General features: G+C 54.3%; 20 protein-coding genes and 2 pseudogenes. 13 read left to right on the top strand and 9 right to left on the bottom strand.

Translation table 11 applies throughout. The features are described 5' to 3' along the window. Window positions 1–4 precede the first annotated feature (4 nt). The 5 genes from fhuD to hrpB form a co-directional block, all read right to left on the bottom strand. Window positions 5–895, bottom strand: coding sequence for a Fe(3+)-hydroxamate ABC transporter substrate-binding protein FhuD (fhuD, locus tag ACQ29O_RS05155; protein WP_001205370.1), 891 nt, complete (start codon window positions 893–895; stop codon window positions 5–7). Then, window positions 895–1,692, bottom strand: coding sequence for a Fe3+-hydroxamate ABC transporter ATP-binding protein FhuC (fhuC, locus tag ACQ29O_RS05150; protein WP_001157204.1), 798 nt, complete (start codon window positions 1,690–1,692; stop codon window positions 895–897). Before fhuC ends, fhuD begins: the two co-directional genes overlap by 1 nt. Before the next feature lie 48 nt (window positions 1,693–1,740). Continuing rightward, the gene (fhuA, locus tag ACQ29O_RS05145) at window positions 1,741–3,930 is read right to left on the bottom strand and encodes a ferrichrome porin FhuA (RefSeq protein ID WP_000113218.1); all 2,190 of its coding nucleotides are present in this window, start codon (window positions 3,928–3,930) and stop codon (window positions 1,741–1,743) included. A 289-nt stretch (window positions 3,931–4,219) separates the two neighbouring features. After that, window positions 4,220–6,742, bottom strand: coding sequence for a bifunctional glycosyl transferase/transpeptidase (mrcB, locus tag ACQ29O_RS05140; RefSeq protein WP_000918133.1), 2,523 nt, complete (start codon window positions 6,740–6,742; stop codon window positions 4,220–4,222). A 140-nt stretch (window positions 6,743–6,882) separates the two neighbouring features. Next, window positions 6,883–9,312, bottom strand: a complete 2,430-nt coding sequence (gene hrpB / locus ACQ29O_RS05135) for an ATP-dependent helicase HrpB (protein WP_024136379.1) — start codon at window positions 9,310–9,312, stop codon at window positions 6,883–6,885. Between the two features lie 72 nt (window positions 9,313–9,384). Between hrpB and thpR the strand changes: the two genes are divergently transcribed. The 9 genes from thpR to panD all read left to right on the top strand — a co-directional run bounded on the left by thpR (window position 9,385) and on the right by panD (window position 16,635). Then, the gene (gene thpR / locus ACQ29O_RS05130) at window positions 9,385–9,915 is read left to right on the top strand and encodes an RNA 2',3'-cyclic phosphodiesterase (RefSeq protein ID WP_001294179.1); all 531 of its coding nucleotides are present in this window, start codon (window positions 9,385–9,387) and stop codon (window positions 9,913–9,915) included. A 16-nt stretch (window positions 9,916–9,931) separates the two neighbouring features. Then, window positions 9,932–10,636 (top strand): DNA/RNA nuclease SfsA, encoded by a 705-nt coding sequence (gene sfsA / locus ACQ29O_RS05125; protein ID WP_253336177.1) that lies wholly within the window; start codon window positions 9,932–9,934, stop codon window positions 10,634–10,636. A gap of 176 nt (window positions 10,637–10,812) precedes the next feature. Then, window positions 10,813–11,268 (top strand): RNA polymerase-binding protein DksA, encoded by a 456-nt coding sequence (dksA, locus tag ACQ29O_RS05120; RefSeq protein ID WP_001155232.1) that lies wholly within the window; start codon window positions 10,813–10,815, stop codon window positions 11,266–11,268. A gap of 68 nt (window positions 11,269–11,336) precedes the next feature. Further along, window positions 11,337–12,233 (top strand): tRNA glutamyl-Q(34) synthetase GluQRS, encoded by an 897-nt coding sequence (gene gluQRS, locus ACQ29O_RS05115; protein WP_000132295.1) that lies wholly within the window; start codon window positions 11,337–11,339, stop codon window positions 12,231–12,233. Between the two features lie 161 nt (window positions 12,234–12,394). After that, on the top strand, window positions 12,395–13,792 hold the full coding sequence (pcnB, locus tag ACQ29O_RS05110) for a polynucleotide adenylyltransferase PcnB (protein ID WP_125540466.1): 1,398 nt from the start codon (window positions 12,395–12,397) through the stop codon (window positions 13,790–13,792). Further along, a complete protein-coding gene (gene folK, locus ACQ29O_RS05105) occupies window positions 13,789–14,268 on the top strand; it encodes a 2-amino-4-hydroxy-6-hydroxymethyldihydropteridine diphosphokinase (protein WP_000150773.1) in 480 nt (159 codons plus the stop codon). The genes pcnB and folK overlap by 4 nt, the downstream gene beginning before the upstream one ends. A gap of 120 nt (window positions 14,269–14,388) precedes the next feature. After that, on the top strand, window positions 14,389–15,180 hold the full coding sequence (panB, locus tag ACQ29O_RS05100) for a 3-methyl-2-oxobutanoate hydroxymethyltransferase (protein ID WP_000805487.1): 792 nt from the start codon (window positions 14,389–14,391) through the stop codon (window positions 15,178–15,180). Between the two features lie 125 nt (window positions 15,181–15,305). Further along, complete coding sequence (gene panC, locus ACQ29O_RS05095) at window positions 15,306–16,160, top strand: pantoate--beta-alanine ligase (protein WP_000905354.1); 855 nt, start codon at window positions 15,306–15,308, stop codon at window positions 16,158–16,160. 94 nt (window positions 16,161–16,254) lie between these two features. Continuing rightward, the gene (gene panD / locus ACQ29O_RS05090) at window positions 16,255–16,635 is read left to right on the top strand and encodes an aspartate 1-decarboxylase (protein WP_253336179.1); all 381 of its coding nucleotides are present in this window, start codon (window positions 16,255–16,257) and stop codon (window positions 16,633–16,635) included. 6 nt (window positions 16,636–16,641) lie between these two features. On the opposite strand, the gene ACQ29O_RS05085 is transcribed toward panD, so the two are convergent. Further along, entirely contained in the window at window positions 16,642–17,871 is a 1,230-nt protein-coding gene (locus tag ACQ29O_RS05085) for a polysaccharide deacetylase family protein (protein ID WP_020936829.1), read from the bottom strand. A 61-nt stretch (window positions 17,872–17,932) separates the two neighbouring features. After that, complete coding sequence (locus ACQ29O_RS05080) at window positions 17,933–18,373, bottom strand: PTS sugar transporter subunit IIA (RefSeq protein ID WP_000901959.1); 441 nt, start codon at window positions 18,371–18,373, stop codon at window positions 17,933–17,935. Between the two features lie 369 nt (window positions 18,374–18,742). Between ACQ29O_RS05080 and stiA the strand changes: the two genes are divergently transcribed. From stiA to ACQ29O_RS05060, 4 genes and pseudogenes are all read left to right on the top strand, one after another. Further along, on the top strand, window positions 18,743–19,282 hold the full coding sequence (stiA, locus tag ACQ29O_RS05075) for a Sti fimbria major subunit StiA (RefSeq protein ID WP_000777532.1): 540 nt from the start codon (window positions 18,743–18,745) through the stop codon (window positions 19,280–19,282). 47 nt (window positions 19,283–19,329) lie between these two features. Then, window positions 19,330–20,012: pseudogene (stiB, locus tag ACQ29O_RS05070) on the top strand (fimbrial biogenesis chaperone StiB). 26 nt (window positions 20,013–20,038) lie between these two features. Continuing rightward, window positions 20,039–22,585, top strand: a pseudogene (locus ACQ29O_RS05065) (fimbrial outer membrane usher protein). An 8-nt stretch (window positions 22,586–22,593) separates the two neighbouring features. Further along, a complete protein-coding gene (locus ACQ29O_RS05060; protein ID WP_000794041.1) occupies window positions 22,594–23,673 on the top strand; it encodes a fimbrial protein in 1,080 nt (359 codons plus the stop codon). A 119-nt stretch (window positions 23,674–23,792) separates the two neighbouring features. Here the strand turns inward: ACQ29O_RS05060 and ACQ29O_RS05055 are convergent, their stop codons facing one another. Both ACQ29O_RS05055 and ACQ29O_RS05050 read right to left on the bottom strand, forming a co-directional pair. After that, a complete protein-coding gene (locus ACQ29O_RS05055) occupies window positions 23,793–24,563 on the bottom strand; it encodes an ABC transporter permease (RefSeq protein ID WP_000983418.1) in 771 nt (256 codons plus the stop codon). Continuing rightward, window positions 24,560–25,486, bottom strand: a complete 927-nt coding sequence (locus tag ACQ29O_RS05050) for an ABC transporter ATP-binding protein (RefSeq protein ID WP_000150619.1) — start codon at window positions 25,484–25,486, stop codon at window positions 24,560–24,562. The genes ACQ29O_RS05055 and ACQ29O_RS05050 overlap by 4 nt, the downstream gene beginning before the upstream one ends. Between the last annotated feature and the right edge of the window lie 88 nt (window positions 25,487–25,574).

Raw genomic sequence — 25,574 nt, 5'->3', positions numbered from 1 at the left:
CTGCTCACGCTTTGCCTCCCAACACGTTATTCAGGATGCGGACAAAATGCATCGTGGAGAGGGTCGCGCCATAGAACCAAACGGCGGGCACCCGATGAAAACGCCCGGCGCGGACAAACGGCATGGCCTGCCACAGCGGCGTTGCCATCAGCGCGTTCATATCGGTGTTATTCCCGTGATCGAAGCAGATTACATCCGCTTCTTTATACATCGCCAGCCGATCGATGCTAACCGCCGTACTGCCCCAAAAGTTGGTTTCACCCTGCCAGGCATTGACAATGCCATACTCGTCCAGCACCTCCTGGAACAGGCAATTCGGGCCGAGCACCAGCATATGCCGCGGATCGATAAGCGTCGTCATCAGTAACGGACGCCCCCCGCGGCGGATAAAATGCGGCTTCTGGCTGGCGATGAAGCGATCGTATTGCGCCAGATGTTTTTCTGCCGCAGCTTCCAGATTCAGCGTCTGCGCCAGTTCAACCAGCGAGCGTCGGGCCACCGCCAGCGGCTTTTTGCCGTCGCTAAAATCGAACCCGCGCCCCGGCGCGATCCGCGCCAGTTTCTCCGGCGAGGGTCCGTAGCCTGCCGACCAGACCATAAACGACGGCTTCATCTCCGTCAGCAGTTCGAGATTGGGTTCAGTGCGAAGACCCACATCAATCACCGAATCCGGCAACGGCGGTTCGCTAACCCACAGCTTATAATTTGGCACGTCCGCCACGCCATACGGCGTAATACCGAGCGCCAGCAGCAGCTCAACCGGCAGCCACTCCAGCGCCACAATCCGGCGGGGATCGATAGCGGCAGCCTGCGCCGTATTCATTTGCCACAGCAGCGGCGAGAGCACCATCGCCGTTAATAAACGGCGGCGAGTAAGAGGATATAAATCACGCATTAATACACAAAACTCACAGGTGCCGCGCCCGCCGGATGCGGAAGGATACCCATCGGGATACCGTAAATCTGTTCCAGCGTGTCACTGCGCATCAGTTCCGCAGGCGTTCCTTGCGCAATCATTTCACCGCCGCGTAGCGCGACTAAATAATCACAGTAGCGGGCCGCCATGTTGATATCGTGCAGCACCGCTACCACCGTCAGCCCGCGCTGTTGGCTTAAACGATGCACCAGCGCCAGCACGTCAACCTGATGGGCGATATCCAGCGCTGACGTCGGCTCATCCAGCAGCAGACAACGGCTGTCCTGCGCGACCAGCATGGCAATCCACGCGCGCTGGCGTTCACCGCCGGAAAGACTGTCTACCAGACGATGCGCCAGCGGTTTTAAGCCGACCAGCGTAATCGCCTCGTCTACTTTTTCCCGGTCCGCGACGCCAAAGCGTCCCAGCGCGCCGTGCCACGGATAGCGGCCAATCGCCACCAGTTCGCGCACCGTCATTCCTTCCGCCTGTGGCAATTGTTGAGGCAGATAGGCAACTTTGCGGGCAAACGCCTTGCTGCTCCAGCTCGCCAGCGGCTGATTGTCGAGCAGAATATCCCCTTCGGAAGGCGGCTGATGGCGGCCCAGCATTTTTAACAGCGTGGATTTACCGGAACCATTATGACCAATAAGTCCGGTGACGCGACCTGCGGGAAACGTTAACGAGAGGGGGTGTAAAAGCGTGCGGCCCGGCACACGAAAGGCGACGCTTCGCAGCGCAAAGGTGGTATCGGAATGAATGTGGTTTTCCTGCATCGCAGCCAACTTGTAAAACGGGCACGGCAAGCCGTGCCCAAAAAGAAATTAGAAACGGAAGGTTGCCGTTGCAACGACCTGACGTTCTGCGCCCCAGAAACAGCCGTAGGTCTGGAAGCAGCTGGCGACGTATTCGCGGTCGAGCAGATTATTAACGTTAACCGCAATGCTGGAGCCCGCCATACCAAAACGCGCCAGATCGTACTTGACGACCGCATCCATCACCGCTGCGCTGCCTACCTTGAAGCTATTAGCCGGATCGCCGTAACTGGAACCAATAAAACGACCGCCTGTTCCCAGCGTTAAACCTGACAACGGACCTTCGTTGAAGGTGTAATCGCCCCACAACGACGCCATGTGTTCAGGCACCTGCTCTGGCGTATTCCCTTTCAGATTAGTGTCTTTCGTGTATTCAGCATCAGTATAAGTGTAAGACGCCGTCATATTGATGTTAGCCGTCAATGCTGCTTTGGCTTCCAGCTCTACACCTCGCGCACGAATTTCGCCTGCCGGCACCTGCGCTAATGGGTTGGTTGGATCGGCGGTCAGGTTATTGGTTTTGGTCAGCTGATAAACGGCACCCGTAACAACAACCGGCATGTCTTTCGGTACATATTTCACCCCTGCTTCATATTGCTCGCCTTTTGACGGCTTGTAAGAAACGCGTGGGGTGCTCCACAAATCGAAGGCGCTTGGCTCGAAAGATTGGCTATAGCTGAAGTAAGGTGAAATTCCATTATCGAATACGTAGTTTACGCCACCGCGCCAGGTGAACTGGTGGTCATTACGTTCAATATATCCTTCTGTCGGCGTAGTGGAATTCTGACGCACCGTTGTCGCTTGTTTAGACCAGTCATAGCGGCCGCCGAGAGTAAATACCCACTTATTCCATTCCGCCTGATCCTGAACATAGAGGCCTGTTTGTTTACTTTCGTTCATCTGGTACGGCTCAGCGCCGCCGAAAGCAAAGTATTCAGGATGGTAATTGTTATAGAGATCGATTGACGGCGCGCTACCAAACGTCGCGTTAATATCATTACGCATACGCATGAAATCGACACCCGTCAGCAACGTATGATCAATATCGCCGGTCGCGAATTTACTTTCCAGTTGTGTATCTACGCTGAAATTCTGTAAACGCTCGTTGTCAACGATAGTACCGCGGTTAAGCGTATGGCCGTCCGCCGCAATCCCCGAGCCATAGACGCTTTTTTGCGCGGTTTTCATTTCGACAAAACGTAAATTCTGGCGCACGGTAAAAGTGTCGTTGAAGCCATGCTCGAAACTGTATCCCACCATTTTCTCGTTACGAGAATAGGTATTGTTTGACGCCCCTTCATTGAAATCTGTCGGCAAGCGTTTACCATTCGGTAACGGTTCAACCGTTCCCTCTTTCGGCAGCCAGCCGTAGTAGCCGGTCTCTGGTTCGTTCTGGAAATAAGAAAGGAACGTAAAATTCGTTTTCTCATCAGGACGCCAGGTAAAAGAGGGCGCAATCGCATAGCGCTGCGACTCAGAACTCTTTTGCTGCTCATTTGTCGAACGCGCCAGCCCCGTCAGACGATATGAGAACTCACCGTTGTCATCCAGGGAATCACTAAAATCAAAACCGGTCTGGAACAAATTGTCCGTCCCCATTTTGAATTGAATTTCTTTCAGCGGCTCAGTAGTCGGCCGCTTGCTAACCATCGAAATGATACCGCCCGGGTTGCTCTTACCGTAGAGGACGGACGTTGGGCCACGCATCAACTCAACACGCTCAAGCATGTAGGGATCAATAACCGCATCGTTGTAGAAGTTCCCCTGCAATTTCAGGCCATCCAGATAGTTGTTCTGGCTCAGGCCGACGGAAGAGAAGCCACGGATAATCACGAAGTCATAGGTATTGGAAGCGCCGCGGCTGCTTACCGTTACACCCGGCGTGTAACCCAACGCTTCTTTTACTGACTGGAATTGATGCATCTGCATCTCTTCGTTAGTGACCACCGAAACCGACTGTGGCGTTTTTTCGATAGGTGTATCAGTTTTGGTGGTGGTGGCGGAACGCTTCGCGGCGATGGTCGGAGCCGGTCCCCAGGCACTTTCCTGCGCGGCAGGCGCTGCGGTTACGGTAATGGTTTCTTCTTTCGGTTGAACCGCCGCCTGTGCATAGACAGACATGCCGCTAACCGCTGTGGCTACTACAACTGCGATTTTACGCAGTGAAGAGTTTGGCTGAGCAGTTTTAAGACGCGCCATTGGTATATCTCTGATGAAAGTGAATGATAACGTAAACGATAATTATTATAACTGCAGCATGATAGGCGAAATATCATCGCAATGGCAAGCGATACGCGGCCCTACGAAAACTAAGGGGTTAAGAAACAACCAGATGAAAAGGAAGGGTTAATAAATTAGACTGAAATGTTATTTATGGAGGATTTGCCGGATGGCGACGTAAGCGTCTTATTCGGCCTACGTCGCACATAATGGAGTCGTAACGGTGTAGACCGGGTAAGCACAGCGCCACCCGGCACTATTACCGTGATTAATTGCCGCCGAACATCTCCTTAATCCAGCCGGCAACGCCGTCGCTCTTCTCTTCTTTCGGCGGCTGTTGCTGCGCAGGCTGCTGCGGCTGAGACGACTGATCGAACGGATTGCCTGACGGCTGCTGCTGTTGCTGCATCATCTCGCCCTGCTGGCACAGCGTATTTGGATCGTCCGTCCAGACCGGCAGAGTGCGCATACCGCCGCTACAGACAAAATTACCGTCGTAATCAACGCCCATATCCACCACATCTTCCGGCGGCGTCAGAACTAAAGGCGTCGGCGTCTGGTTCGCCAGATAGCGCTGGTAAATCGCCATCGCGCCGCTGGCGCCGTACAATTTCGTCGGCTGGTTGTTATCACGGCCTACCCAGGTGATAGTCACCTGGCTGCCGTCGATACCGGCAAACCAGGTATCGACATTGTTGTTTGTCGTCCCGGTTTTACCGGCCAGATGCAGACCCGGATATTTCGCGCCAAGCTGACGCCCCGTACCACGCTGGACGACCTGCTGCATTGTCCAGAGCGTCAGGTAAGCCGCCTGTGCCGGTACGGCGCGTTCAGCTTGCGGATAACTTTGGTACAGCACTTTACCATCTTCCGCAATAACTGAACGCAGCGCTGATAACGGCGCGCGATTTCCGCCGCTGGCGATAGTCTGGAACGCCTGCGCCACTTCGATCGGCGTCAGGTTCAGCGCTCCTAACAGCATAGCCGGAACCGGATTGAGCTGATCTTTCGGCACGCCGAGCTTCGTCCAGGTATCGGTTACCGCCGGTAAACCTAACGCCATCCCCAGATTGACCGTCGGTACGTTCATTGAGCGAGTTAACGCATCCACCAGCATCACTTTCCCGCTTTCGCTGTAGCGACGATCGTCGTTCTGCGGCGACCAGACCTGACCATTCGGCTGGCGCAGAGAAATCGGCGCATCGGCAATCCAGGTGTTCAGACGGTATAAGTTCGGCTGACTTAACGCGGTCAGATAGGTCGCCGGTTTCGCCAGCGACCCGATGGAACGGCGCGCCTGCATGGCACGGTTATAGCCGGCATACTGCGGCTCCGCCCCGCCAACCATCGCGCGCACCTCGCCGCTAAAGCGATCCACCACCACCATCGCGGTTTCCAGATCGCTCAATTTACGCTGCTTCTTCAACGCCGGAATACCTTCGACAACGGCTTTTTCTGCGGCATCCTGCGCCACGGAGTCAAAGGTGGTGAAGATCTTCACGCCGGAGAGATCTTTAATTTTATCCCCCAGCTTCGCCTGCAGTTCCTGACGAACCATCTGCATAAACGCTGGCTGCGGTGAAATAACGCCGCCGCGCGGCTGTACGCCAAGCGGACGCGCGCTCAGCATGTCATAGAGTTCCTGATCGATGATTTTCTGCTGCTGTAACAGGCGTAACACCAGGTTACGACGCTCCAACGCCAGTTTCGGGTTACGCCACGGGTTATAAATCGACGCCCCTTTTACCATCCCCACCAGTAACGCCTGCTGATCGAGGCTCAGTTCCTCTACCGGACGGCCAAAGTAATACAGGCTCGCCAGCGGAAAACCGCGAATTTCATTGTCCCCGCTTTGACCGAGGTAGACCTCGTTCATGTACAGCTCAAGAATACGATCTTTACTGTAACGGGCATCCATGATCAGCGCCATGTAGGCTTCATTCGCTTTACGCCAGTATGATCTTTCGCTGGAGAGGAACAGGTTCTTCACCAGCTGCTGGGTCAGCGTACTGGCCCCTTGCACCGTGCGTCCCGCCGTCAGGTTGGCCAGTACCGCACGCCCGATAGAGTAAAGACTAATGCCATCATGCTCATAGAAATGACGGTCTTCCGTCGCCAACAGCGTATCGACCAGCAGATCCGGGAAACCGCTTCGCGGGACGAATAAACGCTGCTCGCCATTTGGCGAAGAAAGCATGGTGATAAGCCGCGGATCGAGACGGAAGAAGCCAAACTGGCGGTTGTTATCCAGATTGACGATGGTTTCCAGACGCCCGTCACTGAACGTCAGCCGCGCGCGCACCTGCCCTTCTTTGCTGTCCGGGAAGTCAAACGGACGACGGATCATCTCAATGCTATTGGCCTGCACGGTAAATTCGCCGGGACGGGTCATCTTCGTCACCAGACGATACTGCGTCGCTTCCAGCAATTTTACCATCTCGCTTTTGCTGACAGGCATGTCTGGCTCAAGGTTCACCATCCGGCCATATACCGCCGCCGGAAGCTGCCAGACCTTGCCATCGATACGGCTGCGGATTTTTTGATCCAGATAGACGCCGTAAATGGCGAACAGCACCACAAAAACGATAAACAGTTTTAGCAATAGCCACAGCCAGCCGCGCTTGCCACGAGGCTTACGCCCTTTGCCCTTACCTTTACGCGGCATCGGTTCTTCATCCTCATAGTCATCATCATAATCGTCGTCATGCTGCCGACGACGGCTCACCTTTTGTTTCACAGGACGTGACGGTTTCCCCTTACGTCCAATCGGCTCGCGGTCATTCCCCGCCATGCTTTTTCTCCGCAACATACAGGCGCAAAGGCCCGATTCTCTATTCTTCCGCCAGACGACAGAAGAAGAAATCTCTCAATTTACCCTTTTGCCGGATGGCGATTAACGCCTTATCTGGCCTGGAGGCAACGTATAACACGTCACGAATACTTCTTCGTGCGCCGCGTTGGGGCCGTATTCGCCGGATCGTCCGGCCAGACATGTTTGGGGTAACGGCCCTTCATCTCTTTTTGCACTTCGCGATACGCCCCCTGCCAGAAAGCGCTTAAATCGCGCGTAATCTGTAGCGGTCGCTGCGCTGGCGAAAGCAGTTCCAGCACCAGCGGCACGCGGCCCTGAGCGATGGTTGGGGTCTTCGCTTCGCCAAACATTTCCTGCATTCTGACCGCCAGCGCGGGCGGGTTATCTTCATGATAACGAATCGTTATTCGGCTTCCCGTCGGCACAGTGTAATGCCCAGGCAGTTCACTATCCAGACGTTGCAGCATGGCATAGTCAAGCAGTCCCCGTAACGCCTGATTAACATTCAGGGATTTTAGCCCTCGTAACGACTGTACGCCTGTCATGTGCGGCAGCAACCAATTTTCCAGAGTCGCCAGCAGCGACGCCTCATCCACGGCAGGCCAGTCATATTCCGGCAGCCATTTCGCCGCACAGTGCAGACGCAGACGGAACTGCTCCGCTTCCGGCGTCCAGTTAAGGACGGACAGACCTTTATCGCGGATGCCGTTCAGCATCGCCTGATGAAGCTCCTCTTCAGACGGCTTCGCCAGTGGCTGAACGCTAACCGTCAACTGTCCAATACGCATTCTGCGCCATGCTTTCAACGTTCCCTGCGCCTCGTCCCATTCAACCGTGTCGGACTGGCGCAGTAAATCAGGACACGCCTGAATCAGCGAGGCGATATCCAGCGGCTGCGCCAACAATATTCGGGCGTCCGGCGAGGCGCTACCTTGCAGTAACAGCGGCGCGATCAGCCATTCATGACGTCCCAACGCGTCATCCGCATCTAACATCGCGCCCATACCATTGGCTAACTGATAGCGCCCTTCCTGACCACGACGCCGCGCGATGCGGTCGCTAAACGCTCTGGCCAACAGCGGCATAATAAGCGCGCTATCCGGCTCGCCATTACGCACCTGCAGCCGTTTTAAAAGCTGCTGGCTACGCTGCTGCCAGCCCGGCTGTCGCCGCGAAAATACTACGCTTAAATCCGTACCGCCGCCGCGCGGCGGGTCCTCAAGGATGGCCGCGAGCATGGCGGCAGTGGCGGCGCTATCGCCCTCGCCGGCGTTGACTAACATCGCCGCCAGGCGCGGATCGTTACCTGTTGCCGCCATTTTCCGGCCCCGCGCGCTTAACCGCTCGCCCTCCAGCGCGCCTAACATCAATAATAAACGGCGGGCGGCCTGAAGATTCACCTCCGGCGGCCTGTCCAGCCAGAAAAGCGATGCCGGATCGTGACATCCCCACTGCAACACCTCCATCAATAAACCGGAAAGGTCGCTGTGTAAGATTTCCGGATCGCTTTGCGCCGCCGCCCGCTCCGCCTGTTCTTTGGCCAGCAGATGTAAACAGATACCCGGCGCCAGTCGTCCGGCGCGCCCCGCGCGCTGCGTCATTGATGCCTGACTGATACGCTGCGTAACCAGCCGCGTCAGTCCCGTTCGCGCGTCAAATCGCGCCACGCGCTCCTGAGCGCTATCGACGACCAGACGAATCCCTTCAATCGTCAAACTGGTTTCGGCAATGTTAGTCGCCAACACCACTTTACGCATCCCGGCGGGTGCCGGAACAATCGCTTTGCGTTGCGCCTCCAGAGACAATGCGCCATACAGCGGACAAAGCAGGACATCGCTGCCTACCCGCGACGCCAGATGTTCATGAACGCGCTGTATTTCGCCTACGCCGGGTAAAAATAGCAGCAGCGAACCGTTTTCATTGCGCAACAGTTCCGCTGTCGCCATCGCGACGGCTTCATCAAAACGCAAATGCGTCGCGAGCGGCTGATAACGTCGCTCCACCGGGAACGCGCGCCCCTCCGAGACGATCGTCGGCGCATCAGGCAGTCGCTGACAAAGCCTGTCGTTATCCAGCGTCGCAGACATGATTAACAGCCTGAGATCGTCACGGAGCCCTTGCTGGATATCCAGCAACAGCGCTAACGCTAAATCCGCCTGTAAACTGCGCTCATGAAATTCATCCAGTATCACCAGCCCCACGCCGCGTAATTCGGGATCGCGCTGAATCATTCTGGTCAATACGCCTTCGGTCACCACTTCCAGCCGGGTACGCGGCCCCACGCAGCTTTGCGCGCGCATCCGGTAACCTACCGTTTCGCCAGGCTTTTCATTCAACGCTTCCGCCAGACGCTGCGCGACATTACGCGCCGCCAGACGACGCGGTTCAAGCAGGAGGATTTTTCCAGCAACCGGCCCCTGTTGCAGGAGTTGCAACGGCAGCCAGGTGGATTTCCCCGCCCCGGTAGGCGCGGACAACAAAACCTGCGGCGCGGTTTTTAGGGCTGTCAACAATTCAGGCAATACGGCGGCAACGGGCAATGACGTCACAAACGGCTCCACGGGGTTAACTTTCTTTGCGCCGCATTGTAGCATCGTGTTAATCCATAACCGAGTATCCCTATGTCTGAGCCAAAACGGCTGTTTTTTGCGATTGACTTACCCGACGACGCGCGCGCGCAAATTATCGCCTGGCGCGCCGCCCATTTTGCGTCTGAAGACGGACGCCCCGTCGCAGCGGCGAACCTACACCTGACGCTGGCCTTTTTAGGCGACGTCAGTAGCGATAAGCAGCGCGCTCTTGCGCAACTGGCCGGACGAATTCGCCAGCCGGGCTTTACGCTACATCTGGATGACGCCGGTCAGTGGCTGCGTTCACGCGTGGTGTGGCTGGGGATGCGCCAGCCGCCGCGCGGGTTGTTGCAGTTGGCTAATATGCTGCGCGCGCAGGCCGCCCGCAGCGGTTGTTACCAAAGCCCGCAGCCTTTTCGCCCGCATATTACGCTGCTGCGCGACGCCAGCCATACGGTGGCTATCCCGCCGCCGGGCTTTTGCTGGTCATTTCCGGTCACGTCGTTTGCGCTTTACGCCTCTTCGTATGGGCAAGGCCGTACCCGCTATGCCGAGCTGCAGCGCTGGACGCTGGGCGAATAATAATGAAGGAATGTCGATGCTATTCTCCCCCCCTTTACAACGCGCTACGCTGATTCAGCGCTATAAACGTTTTTTAGCCGATGTGATCACCCCTGACGGTACGACGCTTACGCTGCACTGTCCTAATACCGGCGCGATGACCGGCTGCGCCACGCCTGGCGATACCGTCTGGTATTCGACATCAGAAAATACTAAACGCAAATATCCGCATACCTGGGAATTGACTGAAACGCAATTCGGCGCATTCATTTGCGTGAATACGCTGCGGGCGAACCAGCTAACGAAAGAAGCGATTCAGGAGAATCGCCTGCCGGCGCTGGCGGGGTACAATATTCTGAAAAGTGAAGTCAAATATGGCGCCGAGCGCAGCCGTATAGATTTTATGTTACAGGAAGATTTCCGCCCGGACTGCTATATTGAAGTGAAATCGGTCACGTTAGCGGAAAAAGAAAACGGTTATTTTCCCGACGCCATCACCGAACGAGGGCAAAAACATCTTCGGGAGTTGATGGGCGTTGCGGCGGCAGGTCATCGCGCGGTGGTGGTGTTCGCGGTGCTGCACTCCGCCATTACACGTTTTTCACCCGCACGTCATATCGATATAAAATACGCGCAGCTATTGAGCGAGGCTCAGAATAAAGGCGTGGAAGTTTTAGCTTATAAAGCAGAACTTTCAGCCCAAAAAATGGAACTGAACGAACCAGTACCCATAACGTTGTAGTGGAATAACAGCCTGATTATTAAGTATTCTGGCCGCGTGCGTAAATACGCTTTTCCTCACAGGGTTGTCAAGTGTTACGTTTAGATAATTGCTATCCGGAAAAGCATCTGCTATTTATAGCGACCTGATTTTCCCCCGAACATGGGGATCGATAGTGCGTGTTAAGGAGAAGCAACATGCAAGAAGGGCAAAACCGTAAAACATCGTCCCTGAGTATTCTCGCCATCGCTGGGGTGGAGCCGTACCAGGAGAAACCGGGCGAAGAGTATATGAACGAAGCCCAGCTATCGCACTTCAAGCGTATTCTTGAAGCATGGCGTAATCAACTCCGGGATGAAGTCGATCGCACTGTGACGCACATGCAGGACGAAGCCGCCAACTTCCCCGATCCGGTCGATCGCGCCGCGCAGGAAGAGGAGTTTAGCCTGGAGTTACGTAATCGTGACCGTGAGCGCAAACTGATCAAAAAGATCGAGAAGACGCTGAAGAAAGTGGAAGATGAAGACTTCGGTTATTGCGAGTCCTGCGGGGTGGAGATTGGTATCCGCCGCCTGGAAGCGCGTCCAACAGCCGATCTGTGCATCGACTGCAAAACGCTGGCTGAAATTCGCGAAAAACAGATGGCGGGTTAATCCCGTTCGTTTCTACCCTATTTATGACAGGCGGGAGTTTTCCCGCCTTATTCTTTATTGCCCGCAGCATGACTGACTCACACTATATTGGCCGTTTCGCGCCGTCGCCATCCGGCGAACTGCATTTCGGCTCGTTAATCGCCGCCCTCGGCAGCTATCTACAAGCCCGTGCGCAACGCGGAATTTGGCGCGTTCGCATCGAGGATATCGACCCCCCACGTGAAGTTCCCGGTGCCGCAGCGACCATTCTGCGCCAGCTGGAACATTACGGCCTGCACTGGGATGGCGAGGTCTTATGGCAATCACAGCGTCATGAGGCTTATCGCGAGGCGCTGGCCTGGCTTCACGAGCAGGGACTGAGCTACTACTGCACTTGCCCCCGCTCGCGCATTCAACGTCTGGGCGGTATTTACGACGGCCATTGTCGGACGTTATGCCACGGGCCGGAGAATGCCGCCGTCAGAATTAAACAGCAGCATCCGGTGATGCATTTCCATGATGCCTTGCGCGGCGACATCCAGGCTGACCCACAGCTGGCGAGCGAAGATTTTATTATCCACCGCCGCGACGGACTGTTTGCTTATAATCTGGCCGTGGTGGTCGACGATCATTTTCAGGGGGTGACGGAGATCGTCCGCGGCGCAGATTTAATCGAACCCACTGTCCGACAACTTTCGCTGTATAAACAGTTTGGCTGGCGTGCGCCAGGCTACGTGCACCTTCCGCTGGCGCTCAACGAACAAGGCGCTAAACTTTCCAAGCAAAATCATGCCCCTGCGCTTGCGACAGGCGATCCGCGCCCGGTACTGGTCCAGGCATTGCGCTTTTTAGGCCAACGCGACGTCGTAGCGTGGCAGGAGATGTCTGTTGAGGAGTTGCTGCGCTTTGCAGTGGCGCACTGGAGGCTTACAGCCGTACCCACATCGGCTAATGTAAATCCGGCATTCTCAAATGCGTCTCGCTGAGCTATGATTAGCCGCTATTTTTGCTCATCGTCTTTCGCATTGCTGCGGCGTTAATGATGCTTACAGCCCAGGTCGCGTTGCTCTCTTACGCCCGTCTGCCGTAATGCGAAAGACATAGAGTAAGTTGATCTTATTAATGTATGACACTACCGAGGTGCGCTATTTTTACCCGAGTCGCTAATTTTTGCCGTAAGGTGTTAAGCCGCGAGGAGAGCGAGGCAGAACAAGCCGTCGCCCGTCCACATATGACGATTATCCCGCGTGAACAGCACGCTATCTCCCGCAAAGATATCAGTGAAAATGCCCTCAAGGTACTGTACAGGCTGAACAAAGCGGGCTATGAAGCCTACCTGGTCGGCGGCGGCGTCCGCGATCTCCTGCTCGGTAAAAAGCCGAAGGATTTCGACGTGACCACCAACGCAACACCGGATCAGGTACGGAAATTATTCCGCAATTGCCGTCTGGTGGGGCGTCGTTTCCGCCTGGCTCACGTGATGTTTGGCCCGGAAATTATCGAAGTGGCAACGTTTCGTGGTCATCATGAAGGCAGTGAAAGCGACCGTACGACCTCCCAGCGTGGGCAAAACGGTATGCTGCTGCGCGACAACATCTTCGGCTCTATCGAAGAAGATGCCCAGCGCCGCGATTTCACCATCAACAGCCTTTACTACAGCGTGGCGGATTTTACCGTGCGCGATTACGTCGGCGGGATGCAGGATCTGCAAGAAGGCGTGATTCGCCTGATCGGCAATCCGGAAACGCGCTACCGCGAAGATCCGGTTCGAATGCTGCGCGCCGTGCGTTTCGCTGCGAAGCTCAATATGCGTATCAGCCCTGAAACGGCTGAGCCAATCCCGCGTCTGGCAACCTTGCTAAACGACATTCCTCCCGCGCGCCTGTTCGAAGAGTCGCTGAAGCTGTTGCAGGCGGGGAACGGTTATGAAACCTATCAACAACTGCGGGAATACCACCTCTTCCAGCCGTTGTTTCCTACCATTACGCGTTATTTCACCGAAAACGGCGACAGCGCAATGGAACGCATCATTGCGCAGGTGTTGAAGAATACGGATAACCGCATCCGTAACGAGATGCGCGTTAATCCGGCATTTTTGTTTGCCGCCATGTTCTGGTATCCGCTGCTGGAGATGGCGCAAAAAATCGCTCAGGAGAGCGGCCTTGCCTATTACGATGCTTTCGCGCTAGCCATGAATGATGTGCTGGATGAGGCCTGCCGTTCACTGGCGATCCCGAAACGCCTTACCACGCTTACCCGTGATATTTGGCAGCTTCAGTTACGCATGTCCCGTCGCCAGGGCAAACGCGCCTGGAAGCTGATGGAACATCCCAAATTCCGCGCCGCGTTTGATTTGCTGGAGCTGCGCGCTCAGGTGGAAAATAATACTGAACTGCAACGTCTGGCGCAGTGGTGGGCCGAGTTTCAGGCTTCCGCGCCGCCGGAACAAAAAGGGATGCTCAACGAGCTGGACGACGATCCTGCTCCACGCCGCCGTCGTTCACGTCCGCGCAAACGCGCGCCGCGCCGCGAGGGCACCGTATGACGATCGCGTATATCGCGCTTGGCAGTAATCTGGCCTCTCCGCTGGAGCAGGTCAATGCCGCCCTGAAGGCTATCGCCGACATTCCCGATAGCCGTATCGTCGCGGTTTCTTCGTTTTACCGCACGCCGCCGCTTGGCCCACAGGATCAGCCCGATTACCTGAACGCTGCGGTGGCGCTGGATACCGCTCTCGCCCCCGAAGAATTGCTTAACCATACCCAGCGCATTGAGCTGCAACAGGGCCGGGTGCGCAAGGCCGAACGCTGGGGGCCGCGCACGCTGGATCTCGACATTATGCTGTTTGGCGATGAAGTCATTAACACCGACCGTCTGACCGTGCCGCACTACGACATGAAAAATCGCGGTTTTATGCTGTGGCCGTTATTCGAAATCGCTCCTGATCTGATCTTTCCGGATGGTATCAGCCTGCATCAGCATCTCACCCATCTTGGTGCTGCAAAACCCGCCCACTGGTAAAACATCGCCTCCCCTTTAGCGTTTACTGCTTTAGCGCCAAACGATTGCTTAAATCAATTGCCCCCCTGAATATGACTGTTAGAATGCCGGGAAATATAACTTTTACCATCAGGAAACGTTATGAAACCCACCACCATTTCACTGCTGCAGAAATGCAAGCAAGAGAAAAAACGCTTCGCGACAATTACCGCCTACGACTACAGCTTCGCTAAGTTATTTGCCGACGAAGGTATCAATGTGATGCTGGTTGGCGACTCACTGGGCATGACGATTCAGGGGCACGACTCCACCCTGCCGGTCACCGTGGAAGATATCGCTTACCACACTCGTGCCGTGCGACGTGGCGCGCCCAACTGTCTATTGCTCTCCGACCTGCCGTTTATGGCTTACGCCACCCCGGAACAGGCATGTGAAAACGCGGCTATCGTGATGCGTGCGGGGGCCAATATGGTCAAAATTGAAGGCGGCGCCTGGCTGGTTGATACGGTGAAAATGCTCACCGAACGTGCCGTGCCGGTTTGTGGTCATCTGGGGTTAACGCCCCAGTCGGTGAATATCTTCGGCGGCTATAAAATTCAGGGCCGTGGAGATGCAGGACAAGTGCTGCTGGATGACGCGCTGGCTTTAGAAGCCGCTGGCGCTCAACTGCTGGTGCTGGAGTGCGTGCCGGTTGAGCTGGCGAAGCGCGTCACGGAAGCGCTGTCGATTCCGGTGATCGGCATCGGCGCGGGCAACGTCACCGACGGTCAGATCCTGGTGATGCACGATGCGTTTGGCATCACCGGCGGTCATATTCCAAAATTCGCGAAAAATTTCCTCGCCGAAGCGGGCGACATGCGCGCCGCCGTACAGCAGTATATGGCTGAAGTGGAGTCCGGCGTTTATCCGGGCGAAGAACACAGCTTTCACTAATTTTTCTGACCGTGCCGGATGGCGACGCGACGCGTCTTATCCGGCCTACAGATCCTCAACGGATGTAGGCCTGATAAGCGCAGCGCCATCGGGCAGGATCATCAAGCAACTCAAGGAGTTTTGTTGTGCTAATCATTGAAACCCTGCCGCTGCTGCGCCAGCATATTCGTCGTCTGAGTCAGGAAGGTAAACGCGTCGCACTGGTTCCCACCATGGGCAACCTGCACGACGGCCATATGAAGCTGGTCGATGAGGCAAAAGCCCGGGCTGATGTGGTGATCGTCAGCATTTTCGTCAATCCGATGCAGTTTGATCGGCCGGACGATCTGGTGCGTTATCCGCGCACGCTGCAGGAAGATTGTGAAAAGCTGAACAAACGCAAAGTCGATTATGTCTTTGCGCCAGCCGTTGAGGAAATCTACCCACAGGGGCTGGAAGGCCAGACGTACGTTGATGTTCCCGGCCTCTCCACCATGCTGGAAGGCGCCAGCCGTCCAGGTCATTTCCGCGGCGTCTCGACTATCGTCAGCAAGCTGTTCAACCTGATCCAGCCGGATATCGCCTGCTTTGGCGAGAAGGATTTCCAGCAACTGGCGCTGATCCGCAAAATGGTGGCGGATATGAGTTATGACATTGAGATCGTCGGCGTGCCGATTATTCGCGCTAAAGACGGTCTGGCGCTCAGCTCGCGTAACGCTTATCTGACCGCAGAGCAGCGCAAAATTGCGCCGGGTCTATACAACGTGATGAATAGCATCGCTGAAAAACTGATTGCGGGTAATCGTGAGCTGCAAGAGATTATTGCCATTGCCGAACAGGAACTGAATGAAAAAGGCTTCCGTGCCGACGACATTCAAATCCGTGATGCCGACACGCTGCAGGAGCTGACGGAAACCAGCAAACGCGCAGTGATTCTGGCCGCCGCCTGGCTGGGTCAGGCGCGTCTGATCGATAATCAAAGCGTTACATTAGCCCAGTAGACAGGGGTTAAAAATCGGGCAATACTGCCTGAGAATTTCCAAAGCAGGCCACAAGCGCCTGCTTAGCCAAGGTAAACGACAGGGTAAAGAAGTTATGATTCGCACCATGCTGCAAGGCAAGCTCCACCGCGTAAAAGTCACGCAGGCGGACCTGCACTACGAAGGTTCCTGTGCCATTGACCAGGATCTCCTTGATGCCTCCGGTATTCTGGAAAACGAAGCGATTGATATCTGGAACGTGACCAATGGGAAACGTTTCTCAACCTATGCGATTGCGGCTGAACGCGGCTCCAGAATCATCTCGGTGAACGGTGCGGCGGCGCACTGTGCTGAAGTTGGCGACATTGTGATTATCGCCAGCTTCGTCACCATGTCTGATGAAGAAGCGCGTACATGGCGTCCGAAAGTGGCCTATTTTGAAGGCGACAACGAAATGAAGCGCACCGCGAAAGCTATTCCGGTACAGGTTGCCTGATAGTCCTTATCCCTGCGGCTGGTTGCTGATCAGCCGCGACATGGTTTCCAGCGAATCCGTGCGCAGAATATACAGCCTTTTGAGCAGCATCGGATTATCTCCCGGCTTCACCTTCCCTCTCACCGTGGTGACCGCCAGATGGAAACCGGCGTCTTTTGCTGCTTTGATCGCGGTCGCGTTATAACCGCCAAAGGGATAAGAAAGATAAAATACGTGCGGAGTAAACTGTGCGAGCGCCCGCCGCGAGCGTTCAAAATCAAACAGAATATTATGGTAGCTGCGGCTATATAAAATCGGGCGACGATGCCCGTCTACCCGGTGTAAAAAATGGGTATGCGACTGAAAATCAAAAACATCGCTTATCTTGCGCAATTCGGACACGCTCATAAATTGCAGCGACCTGGGATTCCATGTTTGCGGATGGAGCTTAATACGCGATGAGATAATAAATGCCGTCGCTTTCATATCGTACTGCTTTAATACCGGATATGCATAGCGACTCACCGATTTAAGGCCATCGTCAAAGGTGATAACCACCGCGCGCGCCGGGAAATTCGCGCGGTTATGGATGTAATCCTCCAGTTGGTACATCGTCAACGTGGCATAGCCGCGATCGCGAAGCCAGGTCATTTGGTTGCTGAATGCCCGAACCGAAGTCGTGGTGGACGTATGGCGAAAACGAGTATTCTCTTCATCACGTAAGATGTGATGATAGGTCAAAATCGGAATGCCGTTGTCTTCCTGCGCATCCATGGCGCTGACATAAGCCAGCCTGTCGCCAATACGGATCTGATACCAGGTTTGATGTAGCCGGCCTTTCAGCTTGCTAATAATGGGGTAACGCAAATTATCCACCAATACGCCAAACGGGGCGCTACTGATGTCCGGCGCGTTATACACCGGCGTGTCCTTCCAGGTCACCAGATTCTGATTGCTGAGCGGCTTGTTAAGATCGCCCAGGCCATCTTCCACTTTTTGTTTTCCCTGCACGGATTCCAGATGGCCTTTATCGATAAAGCCCACACCGAAGCCGAATTTAAAGGCATAATAATCAGCCGCAACAGGCGTTACGGAAAGAATTTGTCCGGCGCGGATATTCCCTACGGTCACCATTTTGTCGCCAATCTGCGACCAGATGGCGGCATCTTTCGTCGTTTGCATATAACGAGCGGGCAAGGCAGCCAACACATTACCGGCGAAAAAGAACAGCAAGATAAGAACAACGCGCATAACCATATATCATAACCGAGGCGAAAAAACGCCGTCACTGTAGCAAAAGCGTCGTCAATGGTATTGATCAAAACTCATACGAATCATGCAGCAATACAAAAGGCGGATTTTTCTGCTGCTGATGCCAGAGACTGGTGACATCCGGCGCGCCAAGCGCGACAATCTGGTCGCAAAATGCTGAACTGCTCATTGACTCTCGCCAGGTAATCATTTCCTCCATCAATGAATAGCTAACACCGGAAATAACTTCACATTGAGAATGTTTATGGCTCATCAGCGACGCTACACGATAAGGCGCCGCGCCGGAAATGTCGGTTAAAAATATCACGCCTTCACCGGAGTCGGTGGCATGGAGGGCGTCACACATCATGCGGCTGAGCATATTTACGCTTAACCCACGCCAGAAATTGACCGCCCGACACTGCGCCAACGGCCCATACTTCTTTTCAAGACCTTCGAGCATTTCCTGCGCCCGATCGTCATGACAGGAAATGACCCATCCCAGCATAACTTCTCCTCCATTGAGCTCCAATCCTGCATGATGTCAGCATGTTTTTTTGGCCGACAACACACTATGACCACGATCATTTTTTATTCAAAAAAATTTGCATTATTTTTAAAATTGTTAGCAGCCTTCATAGAATCTGACCCATTAAAGGGTAATCACGGCGATTCAATTAAACAAACACTCACCAAAATAATTGATTAAATATATATTATAAATATTTCATATTTATGTATTCTGAATTTTTCTTCGCGCCGTAAAAATCATCGGACATTATATTTACTCATTCGGGAATAAAAAGAACAATAACTTTCCACACTATAGATATTGTTACTATGTCAATATTTATAATATCTTAAAGGATCAAAGATAATGAAACTCTCCTTAAAAACACTCACTGTGGCACTGGCCGCCATCACCCTCTCCCCCGCCGCGCTGGCAGACACCGCCAAAGACGGCACCGTACATATCACCGGCCTCATTAAGCAAAACGCCTGTACGGTAAAAACGGATTCAGTAGAGGTGACATTACAGGAAGAATTTGCCTCTCTTTTCACTGCCGCAGGGCAGACGGCAGGGGATACAGACTTCACCATCGAACTCGAAAACTGCGACGCAAACGTCTACAGCAGTGTACAGGCGCGCTTTGAAGGCACACTCGACGGAACCGATGCGACCATCCTGAAAAATGAGGATGATGCTGAGAATATTGGCGTGCAAATTCTTGATAAAACTAGCACCCCTATGACCTTTAACGATCTTCAGGCATGGTCTGCCCCAGTCAACCTCCCTACAGCAGAGGGGGTGACGGAACTCTCAATGCCTTTCACCGCCCGCTATATCGCCACCGCGGTTCCCGTTAAGTCGGGAACGGTCGATGCAACCGCAACATTCTATCTGCAATATAACTGATCCTGGTGGCCAGCGTCGGCTGGCCCCTTTGTTTATTGAGGTCATCAATGAATTCATTGGCTAAAGCAGGGTTGCTTTGTTGCCTGTTGTGCGGTTCGCTGGCGCATGCCGCAGGGATAAACATCGGCACAACGCGGGTTATTTTCACGGCGATGCCAAAGATGCGTCCATATCGATAAGCAATAGCGACAACGTTCCCTATTTAATTCAGTCCTGGGCGCAATCGATCAGTGAAACCGGGGCGAGCGGTGATGCGCCGTTTATGGTCACCCCGCCGCTTTTTCGCCTTAATGGCGGGCAAAAGAACGTACTACGAATTATCCGTACCGGCGGCAATTTGCCGGAAGATCGCGAGTCGCTGTACTGGCTGGATATTAAATCGATTCCCAGCAGCAATCCGGACAATAAACACAACACGCTCATGCTGGCCGTTAAAGCGGAATTTAAGCTGATTTACCGGCCAAAAGCGTTAACCCAAAAACCAGAAGAGGTTGCCGATCGGTTAACGTGGTCGCGTCAGGGTCGCACGCTCACCGTGAAGAACCCCACGCCCTATTATATGAACTTCGCCACCCTTTCCGTTGGCAGTCAAAAAGTGAAAGCCCCGCGCTATGTGGCGCCTTTCGGCAACACGCAGTACACGCTGCCTGCCGCCGCCAGCGGCCCGATTGTCTGGTCTATCATCAACGATTTTGGCGGTACTGGCCCCGAACATAAACAAACGCCTTGAGAAGAGTGACAGGGATGAGAGTGCCGATGCGCAAAAGGCAACACCGGGTATTTTATTTATCGCGCTGCGCTGTGTGTATCGCGCTGGGCAGCACGTTCGCACACGTTGCATGGGCGCGCGACTATTTCAATCCGGCATTTATTGAAAACCATGGGCAGGCGAGTCGCACAAGCGTCGATCTGTCGACATTTGATAACGACAAAAGCCAGCTGCCTGGCACCTATTACGTCACTATCAATATCAATAAAACAGAAATCGGCGCACGAAACGTTGATTTTCAACTCGCGACGCTCAGTGACGGTCAACAGGCATTACAGGGCTGTTTACGGCTCCAGGAACTAAAAGATAACGGCGTCAAAACCGACCTTTTTCCAACGCTGGAGAGTGAAAAAGGCTGCGTCGATCTCAGCGTTATCCCCGGCGCCAGCCAGCGGTTTGATTTTCAGCAACAGGCATTATCAGTAAGCATCCCGCAACTCTACATCGCCAACAACGCACGCGGCTACGTACCGCCGGAAAAGTGGCAGGAGGGGATTACCGCGCTGATGCTGAACTACAGCTTCAGCGGCTATAAAGAGTACGGTTCCAGTGAGGATTCCGACGATGCGGAATCGAAGTATCTCGCTCTCCAGCCGGGTTTTAACCTCGGGCCGTGGCGTTTTCGCAACTACAGTAACTGGAGTTCAAATAACGGCGAGAGCGGTAGCTGGAACAGCGTTTATAACTATTTTCAGCGCGACATTATCGCGCTGAAAAGCCAGTTCACCGCCGGAGACAGCAATACGCCATCCGACGTGTTCGACAGCGTACCTTTTCGCGGCCTCCAGCTCACCTCTGACGATCAAATGCAGCCCAACAGCCAGCGTGGTTACGCCCCGACGATTCGCGGCATCGCCCGCTCAAACGCGCAGGTTATCGTGCGGCAAAACGGCTATATCGCCTATCAGACCGCCGTTTCGCCGGGCGAATTTGAAATCAACGATATGTTTCCCACCGGCAGCAACGGCGACTATGACGTGACGGTAAAAGAAACCGACGGCAGCGAACAGCACTTTATCGTGCCCTACTCTTCGCTGCCGATTCTGCAGCGCACCGGACGGGCAAAATACAGCGTGACCGTGGGTAAATATCGCGATTATAACAACCACACGCTGGACGACTTCGGCCAGGCGACCCTGCTGTACGGCCTGCCGTGGGGCATCACCCTGTACGGCGGCAGCCAGATTGCCGGCGATAAATACCAGTCCGTCGCCTTCGGCATCGGGCAAAATATGCAGATGCTGGGGGCCATTTCCCTGGACGGCATCTGGTCGCACGCCAAATTTGACGATGGCCGCAAAGAAATCGGGCAATCCTGGCGCGTCCGCTACAGCAAGGGCGTCGTCAGTACGGGTACCACGTTTTCGCTGGCTGGCTATCGTTACGCCAGCGAAAACTACAATTCGCTGAGCGAGGTGATCAACCCGGACGACGATTTTTATGATAACTACGGCAAGCGCCATAATCGTTTCGAAGCTTCGGTCAACCAGCAAATTAGCGATACGCTCGGTTCCTTAACGCTAAGTTGGGTCAAAGAAGATTACTGGCACAGCGCGCAGCAGATGGAATCCCTGAGCGCCAGCTACAACAATAGCTGAGGTCCGGTGAGCTATACGCTGAGCTACAGCTATAACAAAAACACCTACCAGTACCGATCGGACAATGACGATGATGATAACGACGACGATCGTTATAACCAGAACGATCGGCTGTTCACGCTGTCGCTGCACGTTCCGTTTACGGTGTTCGATTCCAGGCTATACGCCAGCTATATGCTGAACACGCGTAAGCACGATGCCACGGTGAACAGCACCACCCTTAGCGGCACCGCGCTGCGTGACAGAAACCTGAACTGGTCGTTACAGCAGAGCCACAGCACACAAGACGGTGATTCCGGCGGGGTAAACGCCAGCTACAAAGGCACTTATGCCAACCTCAACGCCGGTTACAATCAGTCGCCAGATAGCCAACAGGTCAGCTACGGCATCAGCGGCGGCATTCTGGCGCACGAAAACGGTATTACCCTGAGCCAGCCGATTACCGGCGCGGCGATTTTAATTAAAGCGCCCGGCGCCAGCGGCGTTTCGGTTGAAAAACAGACCGGCGTCGCCACCGACTTCCGGGGTTATACGGTGATCCCCAACGTCACGCCGTATTATCGCTACGATATCTCGCTCGACAGCAGCACGTTTGCTGACAACGTGGATATTCCGCTCAACAACCAGACCGTCTACCCGACGCGTAATGCGGTGGTGCGCGCGGCGTATGACACGCATAAGGGCTATCGCGTGTTGTTAACGCTGACGCGCAGCAATGGCGAGCCCGTGCCCTTTGGCGCGACGGCAAGCGTCGATGGGCAGGATGCGAACCTAGCCAGTATCGTCGGCGATAAAGGCCAGGTCTTCCTCAGCGGCCTGCCGGAAGAGGGCCTGCTGCTGGTGAACTGGGGAAGCGCCTCTTGCCGCACGGATTACCGCCTGGATATCAGCAAAAATATGAACGGCATCGTGATGGCGAACGCCGTCTGCCAGTGAGGAACACAATGAAGAATTTATGGATGCTGCTGGCGCTGTCGCTATTTTCAGGCCATGCGCTGGCAGACGGAACGATGGGCAACGGAAGCGGCTGGTGTCAACCCACCAGCGGCACGCATAATTTCTTTTTTCCCCTTGACCAGACCATTACCGATACGGATGAGAACCAGGCAGGGAAAATAGTCAAAGAGAGTTGGTCGGTCGGCGGCGAATACAGCGCCAGGTGCGACTGCGATAATAAAGATTATCAGGGCGTTAACTATTTCACCGCCACGACCGGCGATTTAACACAAAAAGGAACGTACAGCGAAGCGGGTAGCAATGGGCAACAGATGGATTTTTATGTTCTGGTCGCGGGTAAGCTGGAGATTGGTACGGAAACCTACATCGTCGGTAACCTGAAACAGTATATCCCCGTTCCCTTTTCAGCGATCAGTAATCAGGACCCCACCGCAGGCGGGTGTACGGGCGCGGACATAAACAAAATGTCCGCAGGGAATAAGGGTAACGTGCGTATTTATATTACTCACCCACTGGTAGGTGAAATCACCATTCCTGAGACGACGATTATGAATCTCTATTTGTCAAAAACGCCGGGCAGCAGCGGAGATAATATTCCCCCTTCCGTTCCACCGATGGCGCACGTCACCATGTCCGGGACCATTACCGTGCCGCAGTCCTGCTCCATCAATGCCGGGCAGGTTATCGAGGTCAGGCTACCGGATATTGAGGGCAAAGATATTCGTCACCTCGGCGACAGTCCGCAGAACTCGCACGTCACCACTCAGGTAAACTTTACCTGTAGCAACGTGGCGGACGGCACCAACCTGTCAATGTCATTAAATGGCGCAACCGATCCGCACAACCCGGACTACCTGAAAACCGACAATGAGAATTTGGGGATACGGATTTCCGATAAATACGATAATACCATCGTTCCCGGCGGCAGCGCCGAATTGCCGATTGAAGATTACGCCGACGGTAAAGGCAGCACCGAGTTCACCGCCGCGCCGGTCAATACCACCGGACATGTTCCCCACACCGGAGAATACCAGGCTACCGCCACGCTGGAGATTCAGATTCGCTGAGAGAAGCGTTGGGTTTCAGCAAGCCCTCCCACCTACAGCCCCGTAACCCATTGATATTACGGGCCCGTAGATGGGGTGAAGCGAAGTGCAACCCAACGCCCCATCTCCCCAGTCAGCGCTTAACTGCGCAACCCGCGCCCGCGCTGGATCAGCGACCAACACAGCAGATAGAAAGCAGCGATAAAGATCACCAGTACGCCAAACGTTGTCACCAGCGGCACATCATGGATACCCAGAAAACCATAACGGAAACCGCTGATCATGTAGACGATCGGGTTCAGGTGCGACAGCCCTTGCCAGAACGGCGGCAGCAGCGTCAGCGAGTAAAATACCCCGCCGAGGTAGGTCAGCGGCGTCAGCACAAAGGTCGGGATCAGACTGATATCGTCAAAGGTTTTCGCAAACACGGCGTTCAGCAGTCCGGCCAGCGAGAACAGAATCGCGGTCAGAATCAGCGTTAGCGCGACAAATACCCAGGAATGCACCTGGAAAGGCACGAAAAAGAGCGAAATCGCCGTCACCAGAATCCCTACGCATAGCCCGCGCGCTACGCCGCCGCCGACAAATCCGGCGATGATCACGTGCGTTGGCACCGGCGCGACCAGCAGTTCCTCAATATTGCGCTGAAACTTGGCGCTAAAAAATGACGACGCGACATTCGCGTAGGAGTTAGTAATGACCGCCATCATAATCAGGCCCGGCACAATAAATTGCATATAGCTAAAACCATGCATTTCGCCGATGCGCGAACCAATCAGGTTACCGAAAATAATAAAATAGAGCGTCATGGTGATGACAGGCGGCACCAGCGTTTGCACCCAGATCCGCATAAAGCGGTGGATCTCTTTCGCCCAGATGCTTTTAAGGGCAACCCAGTAAAGCTGCATCATGCGCGATCTCCTTGTTTTTCATGCACCAGCGACACAAACAGTTCTTCCAGACGGTTGGCTTTATTACGCATACTTAATACCTGAACCCCCTGCTCGCTCAGTTGGCTAAAGACACTGTTAACCCCCTGCTCGCGTAACACTTCCACCTCCAGAGTCGAGGTATCCACCAGACGATATTGATAACCCGTAAGCTTAGGTAGCGGGCTTTTTGGCGCTAAATCCAGAATAAACGTCTCCGATTTCAGCTTTGAAAGCAGATTTTTCATGGAGGTATTTTCCACCAGCTCGCCGTGCTGAATAATACCGATATTGCGGCACAGCATTTCCGCCTCTTCCAGATAGTGGGTGGTGAGAATAATGGTGGTGCCTTTGGCGTTTAAGTCTTTCAGGAATCCCCACATCGAGCGACGCAATTCGATATCGACGCCCGCCGTCGGCTCATCGAGAATCAATAGTTTAGGCTCATGCATCAGCGCGCGGGCGATCATCAGGCGGCGCTTCATCCCACCGGAGAGCATCCGCGCGCGTTCATGACGTTTTTCCCACAGATCGAGCTGTTTTAAATACTTTTCGCTACGTAAAACCGCCTCTTTATGTTCCACGCCGTAATAACCCGCCTGATTCACTACGATCTGTTGCACCGTTTCAAACGGGTTAAAGTTAAACTCCTGTGGCACCAGTCCAAGCTGTCGCTTGGCGTTAACCACGTCTTTTTCCAGGTCGTAACCAAAAACGTTAACGCGCCCGGACGTTTTATTAACCAATGAGCTGATAATACCGATGGTGGTCGATTTCCCTGCTCCATTTGGCCCCAGAAGCGCGTAAAAATCCCCCGCTTCGACCTGCAAATCTATGCCGCGCAACGCCTGAACGCCGCCGGGATAGGTTTTTTTAAGTTGTTGAAGTTCCAGCGCAATGGTCATAAATTCTCACTTACTTTACGTTCTTACACTTTATATATGGTTTAAATAATTACGGAGTTGCCCTATATTAGCCCAACGCACTTATTTG

It is taken from the genome of Salmonella sp. GDC200615, assembly GCF_050574145.1.
Classification (GTDB): Bacteria; Pseudomonadota; Gammaproteobacteria; order Enterobacterales; family Enterobacteriaceae; genus Salmonella; species Salmonella enterica.
The sequence above is the reverse complement of the archived record's forward strand: the minus strand, read 5'-3'. Positions and strand labels throughout refer to the sequence as shown.

Bases quoted from the DNA above. Each gene is read 5' to 3' on its own strand.
- fhuD (WP_001205370.1), bottom strand. From the start codon at position 895: ATGCGTGATTTATATCCTCTTACTCGCCGCCGTTTATTAACGGCGATG.
- fhuC (WP_001157204.1), bottom strand. From the start codon at position 1,692: ATGCAGGAAAACCACATTCATTCCGATACCACCTTTGCGCTGCGAAGC.
- fhuA (WP_000113218.1), bottom strand. From the start codon at position 3,930: ATGGCGCGTCTTAAAACTGCTCAGCCAAACTCTTCACTGCGTAAAATC.
- mrcB (WP_000918133.1), bottom strand. From the start codon at position 6,742: ATGGCGGGGAATGACCGCGAGCCGATTGGACGTAAGGGGAAACCGTCA.
- thpR (WP_001294179.1), top strand. From the start codon at position 9,385: ATGTCTGAGCCAAAACGGCTGTTTTTTGCGATTGACTTACCCGACGAC.
- sfsA (WP_253336177.1), top strand. From the start codon at position 9,932: ATGCTATTCTCCCCCCCTTTACAACGCGCTACGCTGATTCAGCGCTAT.
- dksA (WP_001155232.1), top strand. From the start codon at position 10,813: ATGCAAGAAGGGCAAAACCGTAAAACATCGTCCCTGAGTATTCTCGCC.
- gluQRS (WP_000132295.1), top strand. From the start codon at position 11,337: ATGACTGACTCACACTATATTGGCCGTTTCGCGCCGTCGCCATCCGGC.
- folK (WP_000150773.1), top strand. From the start codon at position 13,789: ATGACGATCGCGTATATCGCGCTTGGCAGTAATCTGGCCTCTCCGCTG.
- panB (WP_000805487.1), top strand. From the start codon at position 14,389: ATGAAACCCACCACCATTTCACTGCTGCAGAAATGCAAGCAAGAGAAA.
- panD (WP_253336179.1), top strand. From the start codon at position 16,255: ATGATTCGCACCATGCTGCAAGGCAAGCTCCACCGCGTAAAAGTCACG.
- ACQ29O_RS05085 (WP_020936829.1), bottom strand. From the start codon at position 17,871: ATGGTTATGCGCGTTGTTCTTATCTTGCTGTTCTTTTTCGCCGGTAAT.
- ACQ29O_RS05080 (WP_000901959.1), bottom strand. From the start codon at position 18,373: ATGCTGGGATGGGTCATTTCCTGTCATGACGATCGGGCGCAGGAAATG.
- stiA (WP_000777532.1), top strand. From the start codon at position 18,743: ATGAAACTCTCCTTAAAAACACTCACTGTGGCACTGGCCGCCATCACC.
- ACQ29O_RS05060 (WP_000794041.1), top strand. From the start codon at position 22,594: ATGAAGAATTTATGGATGCTGCTGGCGCTGTCGCTATTTTCAGGCCAT.
- ACQ29O_RS05055 (WP_000983418.1), bottom strand. From the start codon at position 24,563: ATGATGCAGCTTTACTGGGTTGCCCTTAAAAGCATCTGGGCGAAAGAG.
- ACQ29O_RS05050 (WP_000150619.1), bottom strand. From the start codon at position 25,486: ATGACCATTGCGCTGGAACTTCAACAACTTAAAAAAACCTATCCCGGC.